A 12,450-nucleotide genomic window follows, 5' to 3' on the forward strand; every position below is an offset into this window, starting at 1 on the left:
CCGCGACAGAGAACGTGCCCGGCCCACGCTACAGCCCGAGGGCGCGATGTTCGCTCCAGGGCCGGCTGCGCTCCCATATCTGCTCGAAATGCGCGCGCAGCTGGCGCGCGCGGGCCGCGCCCTCCAGCCACGTTTCGCCGTCGTCGTGGCGGTTGCCCGTAGAACGAAAGTAGTAGGCCTGCGCATCGCCGACTAGGTAGGCGGAGGGATAGCTGGCATCGACCGGGTCCGAGACCGCGCGGAACTGGAACACGGTGGGCAGGCGCTGTGCCAGCCGCAGCAGGGGGGCGTCGAGCAGCTGCGGGCTGGCGGTGTCCTGCAGCAGGATGCGCACCTGCTTGTCGTGGCGCAGGGTCGCGAAGCGGCGCAGCGCGGTCTGTACGGTGGCCGCGTCGAGCAGGCCGGGGTCGAGGGCGCGCGTGTACAGGCGCAGCTCGCGCCGTGCCTGGCCGATCAACGCGGCGGTGGCGTGCACCGCGGCATTCGCGTCTTCCACCGCCATCGGCCCGTCCAGCCGGCGCTGCAAGACCTCCGGCTCGCCGGTGGTGGGCAGGAACCCGGCGCAGGCGCAGAACGGCGCCATGCCGTGGACCGCCTGCGCGCGCACGCCCGGCCAGCCGCGCTGGCGGGCGCCATCGAGCAGGGCACCGAGCACGGCCATGCCCACGCCTTGGCCGCGCCAATCCGGCAATACGCCCAGGTGGCTGACGCGCTGGTCCGGCGAGAGCCGGCCGGCGCCCAGCAGGCGGCCGTCGTGGTCGCGGGCCAGCACGTGCAGGCTCAACAAGTCCAGCGCATCCCACTCGCGCAGGGACGGTGGATGGCCCTGGCCGGCGAACACCGCCGCGCGCAGCGCCAGCAGCTCGGTGGCGCGCAGGCCGCCTTCGCTGTGCTCGAGCAGGAACGGGCCGAGCCGGTTCACCGGGCTACTCCTCCTCGTCCTCGTCCTCGTCCTCGTCCGATTCGGCCGGCAGGTCCTCGGGGTCGATGTCCGGGTCGATCTCGCCTTCGTCGGTATCATCGCCCACGGGTTCGAGCAGGGTCTGGCCGGCGCCGTTGCCCACTTCGCCCGCGGCGTCCTCTTCCCAGTCCTCCTCCCCGGGCACGGCCGCGGCATAGTGGCCCAGCGCCACCAGCTCCAGCAGCGCGGCGCGGCCGCGTTCGGAGAGCGGCGCCCAGGCGGCTTCGTCGATCTCCTCCAGCGCGGCCAGCCGCTGCGCGTCGCGCAACGGCACCGGGAAGGCGTGCCCGCTCACGAACAGCAGCGCGCCCTTGCGCGCGCGGCGCCAGGCCACGCGCGACCACGGGTGCCGGTAAAGCACGGCGCCCTCGGCCAGCGCCTCGGCCAGTTGGGCGGCGTCCGGGGCCTCCGGCGGCGGGGCGATGTCGCCCGAGGCGCGGTAGGTGGTGATGAAGCGGCCGAACCACTCGCCCAGGCGGTCGGGGTCGTTCATGCGCAGCGCGTTGAGCGCGGCGATGGCGCGGCCCATGGCGGCCTCGTCGATCTCGTAAGGATCGGCCGGCGCGGCGAGGTCCTCGTCGTGGTAGCGCACGGCCTCGTCGGCGTCGGCAATCAGCGTGTCCAGGTAATCGGCGATCAGCTCGGCCGAGGCCGGCGCGCGCATGCCCACCGAGAACGTCAGGCACGGGTCCTCGGCGATGCCGTGGTGCGGTACCAGCGGCGGCAGGTAGAGCATGTCGCCCGGTTCGAGTACCCAGTCGTGGGTGGGCTTGAACTGGCGCAGCAGCTTGATGTCCACGTCGTTGCGGAAATCCAGCGGCGGTGCCTTGCGGCCCATCGCCACGCTGGCGTCGATCTGCCAGCGGCGGTGGCCGAAGCCCTGCAGCAGGAACACGTCGTAGTGGTCCACGTGCGCGCCGACCGAGCCACCGGTGGCGGCGAAGCTGATCATGATGTCGTCGATGCGCCAGCGCGGCAGGAAGCGGAACTGCTGCAGGATCGCGCGCACGTCCGGGTCCCACTTGTCCACGTCCTGCACCAGCAGGGTCCAGTCGTGGTCGGGCAGGCCGGGGAAGTCGGTTTCCTCGAACGGGCCGCTGCGCACCTGCCAGTCGTCGCGGGCGCGGTCGTGGGAGATCAGCCGGGCCAGCACGCCTTCCTCGCAGGCCAGGCCGGCCAGATCTTCCGGCGTGACCGGGGTCTGGAAGCCGGGGAAGGCCTGGCGGATCAGCAGCGGGCGCTTGTGCCAGTAGTCGCGCAGGAAGCGCGCGACCGGCATGCCGAGCGGGTGCTGCGCGGTGGCCTGGATCTCGAAGGGAAGGGCGGCGGATTTCTTCATGGGGTTCCTGCGAACAGCAGCCGGGGTGCGGCCGGATTGTGGCCCAGGCGGGGTGACGGGCGTCTTGCGCCCGATCAATCGCCGTCCGGGCCGGAAGTGGCGACGGCATCGTAGCCGGCGGCGGAAAACTGGATCAGGCACCAGCCATGGCCGAACGGATCGGCCAGCCGCAGCAGCCGGCCCCATGGGGCCTGGCGGATGCAGGCGCGGGCAGCGGCCGGGTCGCGGCGGCGGTCGGGCAGGTCGTCGGCCTCCAGGCCCGCCGCCAGGGCGCGCTCCAGGGCGGCGTCCAGGTCCTCGACCACCACATCCAGGTGCACCGGTGTCCAGTGGCGGGCGTAGTCGCGCGGTTGGCCGCCGGCGCCGGGGCTGCCGTCCGGCTGCGCCAGCAGGTACAGCGGCACCGCCGCGCCCCGCATTTCCAGCGCCGCATCGCCGAAGCGGCGGCCCGGGCGCAGGCCGAAAGCCGCGGTGTACAGGCGCTGCGCGGCGGGCAGGTCGGGCACATCGAGGTTGACCAGCAGTTCCATCGCAGGCCTCCGCGGGGCAGGGGCGGTACGCGGCCCCGCCGGGGGGCGGGGCGGGGGGGTCAGATCGCGCGGGCCAGGCGCTCGGCCAGGCCGGTGTAGCCGCCCGGGGTGAGCGCGCGCAGGCGCTGCTTGTCTTCGGCCGGCAGGTCCAGCGACTCGACGAACGCGCGCATCGAATCGGCGGTGATGCCCTGGCCGCGGGTCAGCGCCTTGAGCTGCTCGTAGGGGTTGGGCAGGCCGTGGCGGCGCATCACCGTCTGCACGGCTTCGGCCAGCACTTCCCAGGCCGCGTCGAGGTCGGCATCCAGGCGCTGCGGGTTCACCTCCAGCTTGCCCAGGCCCTTGGCGAGCGAATCCAGCGCCACCTGGGTGTGGCCGAAGGCGGTGCCCAGGGCGCGCAGCACGGTGGAGTCGGTGAGGTCGCGCTGCCAGCGGCTGATCGGCAGCTTGGCCGAGAAGTGCTCGAACAGCGCGTTGGCCAGGCCGAAGTTGCCCTCGGCGTTCTCGAAGTCGATCGGGTTGACCTTGTGCGGCATCGTCGAGGAGCCGACCTCGCCTTCCTTGAGCTTCTGCTTGAAGTAGCCCAGCGAGATGTAGCCCCAGATGTCGCGGGCCAGGTCGATGAGGATGGTGTTGGCGCGGCGGCTGGCATCGCCGATCTCGGCGACGTTGTCGTGCGGCTCGATCTGCGTGGTGTACGGGTTGAACACCAGGCCCAGGCCCTGCACGAACTTCTGCGCGAAGGCCGGCCAGTCCACGTCCGGGTAGGAGACCACGTGCGCGTTGTAGTTGCCCACCGCGCCGTTGATCTTGCCGGTGAGTTCGACCGCGGCGATCTGCGCGCGCTGGCGCTGCAGGCGGGCGACCACGTTGGCCAGTTCCTTGCCCAGCGTGGTGGGCGAGGCGGTCTGGCCGTGGGTGCGCGAGAGCATCGGCTGGGCGGCCTGCGCGTGGGCGAGCGTGCGCAGCGTGGCGATCACGCCATCCAGCGCCGGCAGCAGCACCTCGCTGCGCGCCTGCGCCAGCATCACGCCGTAGGACAGGTTGTTGATGTCTTCGCTGGTGCAGGCGAAATGCACGAACTCCAGCGCCGGCCCGAGTTCGGCATCGCCCTTCAGGCGCTCCTTGATGAAGTACTCCACCGCCTTGACGTCGTGGTTGGTGGTGCGCTCGATCTCCTTCACCCGCGCCGCGTCGGCCACCGAGAAGCCTTCGGCCAGCGCGCGCAGGGTCTGCGCGGCGGCAGCGGAGAACGGCGCCAGCTCGACAATGCCCGGTTCGGCGGCCAGGGCCAGCAGCCACTCGATCTCGACCTTCACGCGGGCGCGGATCAGCCCGTACTCGGAGAAGATCGGGCGCAGCGCGTCGACCTTGCCGGCGTAGCGGCCATCGAGCGGGGACAGGGCGAGCAGGGCGGATTCCGTCATGGGGGCGGGCAGGGCAGGCGGCAGGGGCGCACATTCTACGCCGTCCACACCAGCTGCTGGCACGCAGCGTCCGCGCTTGCCGGCTGGGCGGCGGGGACAGCGGCGCGTATCGTGTCCGCGTCAGCCAGCGGCGCATGCCCGCGCAGCCAGCGCCCTTCCCCTCGAATCAGCAGTGCGGAGATTGCGTATGAGCGACAAGTACCGAACCGAACACGACAGCATGGGTGAACTGCAGGTGCCCGCCGAGGCCCTGTGGGGCGCGCAGACCCAGCGCGCCGTGCAGAACTTCCCCGTGTCCGGCCAGCGCATGCCGCGCGGCTTCATCCGCGCGCTAGGCCTGATCAAGGGCGCCGCCGCCCAGGCCAACGCCGACCTCGGGCTGCTGCCCAAGGGCGTGGCCAAGGCCGTGCAGCAGGCCGCCGCCGAGGTGGCCGAGGGCGCGCACGACGACCATTTCCTGATCGACGTGTACCAGACCGGCTCGGGCACCTCGTCGAACATGAACGCCAACGAGGTCATCGCCACGCTGGCCACGCGCCTGCTCAAGGGCGGCAAGGCCAAGGTGCACCCGAACGACCACGTCAACCTGGGCCAGAGTTCCAACGACGTGATCCCCACCGCGATCCGCGTCAGCGCGCAGCTGGCGACCGTCGAGCAGCTGCTGCCGGCGCTCAAACACCTGCGCAAGACCATCGACAAGCGGGCCAAGGGCCTGGGCAAAGTGGTCAAGACCGGCCGCACCCACTTGATGGATGCCATGCCGCTGACGTTCGCGCAGGAGTTCGGCGCGTGGTCGGCGCAGATCGCCTCCAGCGAAGCGCGCATCGAGGACAGCCTCAAGCGCCTGCGCCGCCTGCCGCTGGGCGGCACGGCGATCGGCACCGGTATCAATGCCGACCCGCGCTTCGGCGGCAAGGTCGCCAAGCTGCTGTCTGGCGGCACGGGCACGCGCTTCGAGAGCGCGGACAACAAGTTCGAGGGCCTGGCCGCGCAGGACGATGCGGTGGAGTTGTCGGGCCAGCTCAATGCCACGGCGGTGGCGCTGATCAAGATCGCCAACGACCTGCGCTGGATGAACGCCGGCCCCCTGGCCGGCCTGGGCGAGATCGAACTGCCGGCGTTGCAGCCGGGCTCCTCGATCATGCCGGGCAAGGTCAACCCGGTGATTCCGGAGGCCACGGTGATGGCGTGCGCGCAGGTGATCGGCCACCACACCGCGATCACCGTGGCCGGGCAGACGGGCAACTTCCAGCTCAACGTGACCTTGCCGCTGATCGCGCTGAACCTGCTCGATTCGATCGGGCTGCTGGCGAACGTGTCGCGGCTGCTGGCCGATTCGGCGATCGCCGGGCTGAAGGTGCGGCAGGACCGCGTGCGCGAGGCGCTGGATCGCAACCCGATCCTGGTGACCGCGCTCAACCCGATCATCGGCTACGAGAAGGCGGCGGCGATCGCCAAGCGCGCCTACAAGGAGAACCGGCCCGTGCTGGAAGTGGCGCGGGAGGAGAGTGGATTGCCCGAGGCTGAGTTGAAGCGGTTGCTGGATCCTGCGGCGTTGACGCAGGGGGGTATCCAGGCGGGCGGTGGTGGCGGCTGAGATGGCGGGCGTCGTGGCCTGCCCGATGTTCGCGGCCAACTCCGCTGCGCGGAACTAGCCGCCAACGTTGGCCGCGCAAACTTCGGGCGCCGCTCCCACTCCCACCCAGCATTCGGGGCTGAAGTCGCCTACAGGAGCGCGCGAAGGGGCGGCCTGCTTTTGCTCTCGTATCCGGTCGCGGGAATGTGTCGGGCCTGTGGGGGCGGGGCCCTTTCGGGACCGTAGGCGACATGGATGTCGCCTACGAGCCCCCAGGGATGGGTTCACGGCGTGTCCCGAAAGGGCCCCGTCCCCACAGGCCGTGCACCCAGCAAAAACAGCCGACCTAGATCGCAAGCCAAGAAAAAAGGCGGCCACCAAGAGCCGCCTTTCCCAAATGCCAAAGCGAGAAAATCAGCGCCGCTCGCCGGAAATGTTGGAGAAGCTCTCGCGGTAGGGCTTCAGCGGCGCGATCTCCGCCAGCAGCTGATCGCGCAGGGCATCGATCTGCGGATTGGACTGCAGCTTGACCCCGCGGTTGTCCGGGTCGGCCGGCGCGGTTGCCAGTGCTTCCTGGCGCACCATCTGCAACTGGCCGAACAGCTGCTGCAGCTGCAGGCGCTGGTCTTCCGGCAGCGGCACCTCGATGTCGTCGATGCGCAGATGGCCTTCGGGCGTGATGTCCGCGTTGGGCGCCGGTGCGCGGCGAATCTGCACGACCTGCGTGGTCACCGACACGCGCGGCTTGGAGCGCTCCGCGCGCGCCGCCGACTGCTTTTCGCAGGCGGCCAGGCCGGCGCACAGCACCAGCGACAGCATGACGAGGAAGATCTTCTTCATGGAAACGCGACCATCAATGGGGGGGGAGTCGCCGCCCATTCTACGCCGCTGCCCCGCACGCACCGGCCTGCCGCGTGGGCAGGCCGGGCCGTGCGACTATTTGCGGCAGTCGGCGATGTCGCGCTTTTCCAGCCCGCCGTACGGCTTGAAAGCCGGCACCAGCGCCACCGCCGCGTCCTGCGCCACGCGCATCGCTTCCAGGTGGTCGCACAGCTTCGCCGCCGCCGCCTCGATCGCACCGGTCTTGGCCTCGATCTTGGCGTCGATCTGGTCGGCCTGGCCGTTGAACAAGCCCTTGACCGCCTCCGTCGCCGCCTGCACGCCGAGCTGCGCGCCCGCCTTGCCCACCTCGATGCTCTGCCGGACCATGCCCTGCAGTGCCTTGCGATAGGACGTCATCGCCTGGCGCTGCGCATCGGTGGTCGTCACCGTCTTGCCGCCCAGGACTAGGTCGCCGCCCGGCGTGATCACCGCATCCGGCAGCGTGTCGCGGCGCAATGTCACCTGGTCCCCATCGAAGGTGACGCCGCCATTGAGGTGGATCACCCGGTCACGCTTGCCACCGTCGGCTGACGCCGTACCGGTCGCGCTCGCGTCGTGGTCGCCGCGGCCGCACGCCGCCAGCGGCAGCAGCGCACCGGCCAGCATCACGCAGCGCAATGTGTAGGAAAGCCTGTTCGCGCGCATGGCTCAGTCCTCCTTCGGCACGCTGGTCTTGCCGCGCACGCCGCTGTGGCTGACATCGCCGCTGCCCTTGCGCTTGACCGTCAGGTCGCCGGAGACATCGCGCACCGTCAGGTCGCCCGAGCCGATCGAATCGACCACCACGCTGCCCTGCGCGCCGCGCACATCCACATCGCCCGAGCCCACCGAACCGATGTGCACGTTGCCGGCCACCTCTGCCAGGTCCAGGTCGCCGGAACCGACCACGCCCACGTCCACCGCGCCGTTGATCCGCGTGGCGCGGAAATCGCCCGAGCCGATCGAGCTCACGGTGAGCGCGCCGATGCGTTCGAGCTGGATATCGCCCGAACCCGTCTTGGCCGTGACCGCGCCCTTGATGTCGCGGCCCTTCACGTCGCCCGAGCCGGTATCCACCGCCAGCGCGGCGATGCCGGTGGCCTCCGCGTCGCCCGAACCCACGTCCAGGCGCACCGGCAGCGTGGCCGGGATGCTGGCGCGGATGTCCAGGTAGGCGTAGGTGTTGCCGATCCAGAAGCCATCGGTCTTGCGCGCCAGGGTGACGATCAATTGGTCGCCGGACTTGCGCTGGGTGACCGTGAGTTGCTTCAGCCGCTCCTGGCTGGACGCGCAGGCGCGCCCGCTCAGGCTGCCGGCCCCGCCGGGCCCACCCTGCACGTGCAGGTCGTGGTGGTTGACCTCGAACAGCACGCTCTTCACGCCGGCCAGGTCGAGCTTGAGCTCGCGCGGCTCGCTGGCCTTGCACTGCGGTTCGTCGGCCTGCGCGACGGCCGGCAACACCAGCAGCATCGTGCAGAAAGCTAGGGTCATGCGCATGGGCGTTCCTCCTGGAATGCGGGAATGGATCAGTTCTCGTCGCGCCAGCGGCGCATGTAGATCGCACCGACGATCAATGCCACGCCGATCACCGCGCCGATCCACAGGTCCGGGGTGGTGAACACGTGCCAGCCATCGCTCAGGTCGAACACCCGCGCCAGCTCGTCCGGCGTGTTGATCTCGCCCTTCGGGCTGTCCACCAGCACGTACCAGGTGCCCGGCGCCACGCTCAGCAGGCCGCGGTAGACCACGATGTACCAGAGGATGTCGTGGCGGATATGCAGGCCCGGCAGGATGTCCATCATGCTGACGATCACGCAGGCCAGCACCGGGATCAGCACCGCCCACAGGAACGGCTTGGTGCGTGACCAGGCCGAGCAGAACATCAGCCAGCCCACCGTGGGCAGCGCCCAGGCCACGTACAGCGGCAGCGTGCTGATGGCGGTGCCGACGATGCGCAGCGGATGGGAGTGGGTGAACACCGCCGTGCCGGCCGGCAGGCCGTTGACCGTGATGGTCAGGCCGGTGATCAGCCACAACGCCAGGCCGATCGCCAAGCCCACCACCAGGGCCACCAGCGGCGCCAGCACCAGCGCCCAGGCGGCCTTGGACAGCACGGTCTGCGTGTCCGACAGCGGCAGCGACTTCCAGAACAGCACGCTGCGGTCGCGGCGGTCGTCGTACAGGGCGCCCAGCGAATAGAAGAACACCACGAAGGCCAGCACCACGCACACCAGCAGGATGCCCGCCAGCAGCACGCCGTCGCCGAAAGCGCCGACGATCTCGTGGACCTTCTGCGGGCCCTCGTCCAGGTTGAAGTCGCCATTGAAATTGCGGCCGGCGATGGAGCCGATCACCGCCAGCAGGCCGTAGAGCAGCACCACGATCGAGCCGGTGATCAGCGGCGCCCACAGGAAGCCGCCGCGGTGTTCCCACAGTTCGCGCTTGAGCAGCCAGCCGAACTTGCGGCCCTGGGTCACATGATGGGTAGGAGCGGTGTTCATGCGTAGGTTCCCTTCATGATGGCGACGAACAGGTCGGCCAGGCCGGGGTTGCGGGTTTCGCCGAGCGTGGCCAGGTGCGCCTTGGGCTGGCCGTCGAACAGCAGCACGGTCTTGCCGAACGGCAGGCTGCGCTCGTCGATGGCGCCCAGCGCGCGGGCCTCCGGCAACGCTTCGGCCGACACCAGCACCTCGGTGTAGCGGTCCGACAGGTGCTCCATGTCGGCGCTGAGCACGATGCGGCCGTCGCGGATGAACAGCACGTCGGTCAGGATGTGCTCGATCTCCTCCACCTGGTGGGTGGTGATGAGGATGGTCTTCTCCTCGTCGAAGTAGTCCTCCAGCAGGCGCTGGTAGAACTGCTTGCGGTACAGGATGTCCAGGCCCAGCGTCGGCTCGTCGAGCACCAGCAGGCGCGCGTCGATCGCCATCACCAGCGCCAGGTGCAGCTGCACGATCATGCCCTTGGACAGCTCGCGCACGCGCAGCTTCGGGTTGAGCTGGGTGTTGGCCAGAAAGCGCTCGCACTTGGCCCGGTCGAAGCGCGGGTGCACGCCGGCGACGAAGTCGATCGCCTCGCCCACGCGCAGCCAGCGCGGCAGCACCGCCACGTCGGCGATGAAGCACACATCGTTCATCAGCGCATCGCGGCTATGGCGCGGGTCCAGGCCCAGCACCTTGAGCTGGCCCTCGAAGCCGGTCAGGCCCAGGATGGCCTTCAACGCGGTGGTCTTGCCCGCACCGTTGGGCCCGATCAGCCCGACGATGCGCCCGGCGCCGACGCTGAAGGACGTGTTGTCCAGCGCCAGCTTGTTGCGGTAGGCCTTGCGCAGGCCCTGTGCGGTGACGACGTTTTCCGACGCGACGGCGTTCATGGTGTTTTCCCCGAAGGCAGCAGTTCTTCCAATGACAGTCCCAGCCGCTGGATGCGTTCCAGCACGGCCGGCCATTCTTCGTTGAGGAAGCGGTCGCGCTCGCTGCCGCGCAGCTTCTTGGCCGCCTCCTCGGTCATGAACATCCCCAGCCCGCGCCGCTTCTCGACCAGGGCCTCGTCGGCCAGCTCCTGGTAGGCGCGCGAGACGGTGATCGGGTTCAGCTGGTACTCGGCGGCCACCTGGCGCACCGAGGGCAGGGCGTCGCCCGGCTTGATGATGCCGTCCAGCATCATCGCGATGACGCGATCCTTCAGCTGGCGGTAGATGGGAGCGCCGTCGCTCCACGTGATGTCGCTCATGTTCAGCTCCGGGGACGCAGGGCCTGCGCGAAGGAGAAATAGGGCATCGACAACGAGGTGCGGGCCCGGCGCGTGGCGCGGGGGGCTTCTTCCTGCGTGGGGGTCGCTGCGTTTTCCTCTGCCGCCGCCGAGACGCCATAATCGGCGCCGGTGTCCTTGACCATTCCGGGTGCGGATTCCAGCCGGCCGGTGCCCAGCAGGGCGGAACCGGAGAGCAGGAGCAGCAACGGAACGGATCGCTTGAAGAGCTTGCTGTTCATGTGTTCCCCCTGCGTTGGGTGGCTGGTGTTGTATGTAACTATAACACCAACACGCAGCGCGTCAACCCACTGTCATACCCAACCGATGGCAGGGGGCCTGAATCCGCCCCGGCCGCTGCCAGGAGAGCCGCCCATGTCGTACAAGAAGCTGTTTTTGCTGTGTTTTATCGCCGTCATGAGCAGCGTGGCGGTGGCCGCCGCGCCGGCCCTGCTGGACCTGGCGTACCGCCCGCTGGCCGGAAAGGCGCCGGTCAATCTGAACAAGGCCTATGGCGGCAAGGTGTTGCTGGTGGTGAATACGGCCAGCAAGTGCGGCTTCACCCCGCAGTACGAGGGGCTGGAAGCGTTGAACAAGCGCTTCCAGGCGCAGGGGTTCTCGGTGCTGGGCTTCCCGTCCAACGACTTCCGTGGCCAGGAGCCGGGCGACGAGAAGCAGATCCAGGAATTCTGCACGCTCACCTATGGGGTGAAGTTCCCCATGTTCGAGAAGGTGCACGTGCTCGGCAGCGAGGCCACGCCGCTGTACCAGCGCCTGACCGCGGCCACCGGCGTGGCGCCGGGCTGGAATTTCCACAAGTACCTGATCGCGCGGGACGGCCGCGTGGTGGCGCAGTTCCCCAGCAAGATCAAGCCGGACGATCCGGCGCTGATCGCGGCGATCGAACGCGAACTCAAGGCGCCCGCGGCGCGCTGACGTAGGCCGGCGCACCCGGTGCGTGCCACAATACGGGCCCCTCGCGCCGGCGCCGGCGTCCAACAACACATCCTAGGATTTGCAGCGAATGAAGATGGGAATGCGCGGCGCGGCAGCGTCGCTGATGATCGTGGCAATGGCGGCTTCGGCGCCGGCGATGTCGCAGCAACCGGCCGCGACTCCCGCGGCAGCCAAGGAGAAGTCCGTTTTGACCTCTGAGAAAGACAAAGTCAGCTACGCCATCGGCATGGATATCGCGCGCTCGTTCGAGCCGATCGCCGATTACGTCGATACCGCCGCCATGCAGCGCGCGATCGAAAACGCATTCAAGGGCGGCCAGCCGCTGCTCGGCGACGAGCAGGCGCAGGCCACCGACGCCGCGCTGCGCGTGGCGTTGGCCGCGCGCAACGGCCAGCAGGTGCCGGGCCTGGCCCCGGGCAGCCAGCCGCCGGCGGTGAACAAGCAGAACGTGGGCCTGATGCTGGGCGACCGCGTGGTCGGCCCGTCGCTGGTGCGCATCCAGGAAGACATCAACCTGCCGGTGCTGATCCAGGGTCTGCAGGCATCGCTGAGCAAGGGCCAGACCCTGCTCAGCGCGCAGGAAGCGCAGGCCACGCTGCAGGCGTTCGGCAGCGCCAAGCAGGCCGCCGCGTCGGGCAAGAACCGCGAGCAGGGCAACGCGTTCCTGGCCAAGAACAAGACCGAGAAGGGCGTGGTGACCACCGCTTCGGGCCTGCAGTACATGGTGCTGCGCCAGGGCAGCGGCGAGCGCCCGACGCCGACCAGCAAGGTGCGCGTGAACTACGAAGGCAAGCTGCTCGACGGCCACGTCTTCGACAGCTCCTACGAGCGCGGCGAACCGGTCGAATTCGGCCTCAACCAGGTCATCAAGGGCTGGAGCGAAGGCGTTTCGCTGATGCCGACCGGCTCCAAGTATCGTTTCTGGATTCCGTCCAACCTTGCGTACGGACCTGAAGGCATGCCGCAGGGGGGCATTGGTCCTGACGCAACTTTGACGTTTGATGTCGAGTTGCTCGGTATCCTGCCGTAATCCCCCACCGGAGACCCCC

At 69.4% G+C, this 12,450-nt stretch carries 14 protein-coding genes; 3 read left to right on the top strand and 11 right to left on the bottom strand.

The window, feature by feature from the left end; translation table 11 throughout:
- Nucleotides 1–28: 28 nt before the first annotated feature.
- From P6166_RS13685 to purB, 4 genes are all read right to left on the bottom strand, one after another.
- Nucleotides 29–862 carry a GNAT family N-acetyltransferase gene (locus P6166_RS13685; RefSeq protein ID WP_345781877.1) on the bottom strand — a complete coding sequence of 278 codons (834 nt, stop codon included), beginning with the start codon at nt 860–862 and terminating at the stop codon, nt 29–31.
- A gap of 64 nt (nt 863–926) precedes the next feature.
- Nucleotides 927–2,300 (bottom strand): cupin domain-containing protein, encoded by a 1,374-nt coding sequence (locus P6166_RS13690; RefSeq protein ID WP_277765013.1) that lies wholly within the window; start codon nt 2,298–2,300, stop codon nt 927–929.
- A 74-nt stretch (nt 2,301–2,374) separates the two neighbouring features.
- Nucleotides 2,375–2,830, bottom strand: coding sequence for a VOC family protein (locus tag P6166_RS13695; RefSeq protein ID WP_277765014.1), 456 nt, complete (start codon nt 2,828–2,830; stop codon nt 2,375–2,377).
- A gap of 59 nt (nt 2,831–2,889) precedes the next feature.
- Nucleotides 2,890–4,257 carry an adenylosuccinate lyase gene (gene purB / locus P6166_RS13700; RefSeq protein WP_277765015.1) on the bottom strand — a complete coding sequence of 456 codons (1,368 nt, stop codon included), beginning with the start codon at nt 4,255–4,257 and terminating at the stop codon, nt 2,890–2,892.
- 187 nt (nt 4,258–4,444) lie between these two features.
- Between purB and P6166_RS13705 the strand changes: the two genes are divergently transcribed.
- A complete protein-coding gene (locus tag P6166_RS13705; RefSeq protein ID WP_277765016.1) occupies nt 4,445–5,854 on the top strand; it encodes a class II fumarate hydratase in 1,410 nt (469 codons plus the stop codon).
- A 393-nt stretch (nt 5,855–6,247) separates the two neighbouring features.
- Here the strand turns inward: P6166_RS13705 and P6166_RS13710 are convergent, their stop codons facing one another.
- The 7 genes from P6166_RS13710 to P6166_RS13740 all read right to left on the bottom strand — a co-directional run bounded on the left by P6166_RS13710 (nt 6,248) and on the right by P6166_RS13740 (nt 10,686).
- Nucleotides 6,248–6,673 carry a hypothetical protein gene (locus tag P6166_RS13710; RefSeq protein WP_277765017.1) on the bottom strand — a complete coding sequence of 142 codons (426 nt, stop codon included), beginning with the start codon at nt 6,671–6,673 and terminating at the stop codon, nt 6,248–6,250.
- Between the two features lie 96 nt (nt 6,674–6,769).
- Nucleotides 6,770–7,360 carry a DUF2884 family protein gene (locus P6166_RS13715; protein WP_277765018.1) on the bottom strand — a complete coding sequence of 197 codons (591 nt, stop codon included), beginning with the start codon at nt 7,358–7,360 and terminating at the stop codon, nt 6,770–6,772.
- A 3-nt stretch (nt 7,361–7,363) separates the two neighbouring features.
- Nucleotides 7,364–8,191, bottom strand: a complete 828-nt coding sequence (locus P6166_RS13720; protein WP_277765019.1) for a DUF4097 family beta strand repeat-containing protein — start codon at nt 8,189–8,191, stop codon at nt 7,364–7,366.
- A gap of 29 nt (nt 8,192–8,220) precedes the next feature.
- Nucleotides 8,221–9,195, bottom strand: a complete 975-nt coding sequence (locus P6166_RS13725; protein ID WP_277765020.1) for an ABC transporter permease — start codon at nt 9,193–9,195, stop codon at nt 8,221–8,223.
- Nucleotides 9,192–10,067: an ABC transporter ATP-binding protein gene (locus tag P6166_RS13730; RefSeq protein ID WP_277765021.1), complete on the bottom strand. Its 876-nt coding sequence runs from the start codon at nt 10,065–10,067 to the stop codon at nt 9,192–9,194. Before P6166_RS13730 ends, P6166_RS13725 begins: the two co-directional genes overlap by 4 nt.
- Nucleotides 10,064–10,426 (bottom strand): GntR family transcriptional regulator, encoded by a 363-nt coding sequence (locus P6166_RS13735; RefSeq protein ID WP_130318292.1) that lies wholly within the window; start codon nt 10,424–10,426, stop codon nt 10,064–10,066. The genes P6166_RS13730 and P6166_RS13735 overlap by 4 nt, the downstream gene beginning before the upstream one ends.
- A gap of 2 nt (nt 10,427–10,428) precedes the next feature.
- Nucleotides 10,429–10,686, bottom strand: a complete 258-nt coding sequence (locus P6166_RS13740) for a hypothetical protein (protein ID WP_277765022.1) — start codon at nt 10,684–10,686, stop codon at nt 10,429–10,431.
- Between the two features lie 175 nt (nt 10,687–10,861).
- On the opposite strand from P6166_RS13740, the gene P6166_RS13745 reads away from it, so the two are divergent.
- Nucleotides 10,862–11,380, top strand: coding sequence for a glutathione peroxidase (locus tag P6166_RS13745; protein WP_277765070.1), 519 nt, complete (start codon nt 10,862–10,864; stop codon nt 11,378–11,380).
- A gap of 88 nt (nt 11,381–11,468) precedes the next feature.
- Entirely contained in the window at nt 11,469–12,431 is a 963-nt protein-coding gene (locus tag P6166_RS13750; protein ID WP_277765023.1) for an FKBP-type peptidyl-prolyl cis-trans isomerase, read from the top strand.
- The last annotated feature ends 19 nt before the right edge of the window (nt 12,432–12,450 follow it).

Origin of the sequence: Stenotrophomonas sp. HITSZ_GD (assembly GCF_029543105.1) — a bacterium.
GTDB lineage: Bacteria > Pseudomonadota > Gammaproteobacteria > Xanthomonadales > Xanthomonadaceae > Stenotrophomonas_A.

What these genes read in the sequence shown, in the direction of transcription:
- P6166_RS13690 (WP_277765013.1), bottom strand. Translation starts at nt 2,300, where the DNA reads ATGAAGAAATCCGCCGCCCTTCCCTTCGAGATCCAGGCCACCGCGCAG.
- P6166_RS13695 (WP_277765014.1), bottom strand. Translation starts at nt 2,830, where the DNA reads ATGGAACTGCTGGTCAACCTCGATGTGCCCGACCTGCCCGCCGCGCAG.
- purB (WP_277765015.1), bottom strand. Translation starts at nt 4,257, where the DNA reads ATGACGGAATCCGCCCTGCTCGCCCTGTCCCCGCTCGATGGCCGCTAC.
- P6166_RS13705 (WP_277765016.1), top strand. Translation starts at nt 4,445, where the DNA reads ATGAGCGACAAGTACCGAACCGAACACGACAGCATGGGTGAACTGCAG.
- P6166_RS13710 (WP_277765017.1), bottom strand. Translation starts at nt 6,673, where the DNA reads ATGAAGAAGATCTTCCTCGTCATGCTGTCGCTGGTGCTGTGCGCCGGC.
- P6166_RS13715 (WP_277765018.1), bottom strand. Translation starts at nt 7,360, where the DNA reads ATGCGCGCGAACAGGCTTTCCTACACATTGCGCTGCGTGATGCTGGCC.
- P6166_RS13720 (WP_277765019.1), bottom strand. Translation starts at nt 8,191, where the DNA reads ATGCGCATGACCCTAGCTTTCTGCACGATGCTGCTGGTGTTGCCGGCC.
- P6166_RS13725 (WP_277765020.1), bottom strand. Translation starts at nt 9,195, where the DNA reads ATGAACACCGCTCCTACCCATCATGTGACCCAGGGCCGCAAGTTCGGC.
- P6166_RS13730 (WP_277765021.1), bottom strand. Translation starts at nt 10,067, where the DNA reads ATGAACGCCGTCGCGTCGGAAAACGTCGTCACCGCACAGGGCCTGCGC.
- P6166_RS13735 (WP_130318292.1), bottom strand. Translation starts at nt 10,426, where the DNA reads ATGAGCGACATCACGTGGAGCGACGGCGCTCCCATCTACCGCCAGCTG.
- P6166_RS13740 (WP_277765022.1), bottom strand. Translation starts at nt 10,686, where the DNA reads ATGAACAGCAAGCTCTTCAAGCGATCCGTTCCGTTGCTGCTCCTGCTC.
- P6166_RS13745 (WP_277765070.1), top strand. Translation starts at nt 10,862, where the DNA reads ATGAGCAGCGTGGCGGTGGCCGCCGCGCCGGCCCTGCTGGACCTGGCG.
- P6166_RS13750 (WP_277765023.1), top strand. Translation starts at nt 11,469, where the DNA reads ATGAAGATGGGAATGCGCGGCGCGGCAGCGTCGCTGATGATCGTGGCA.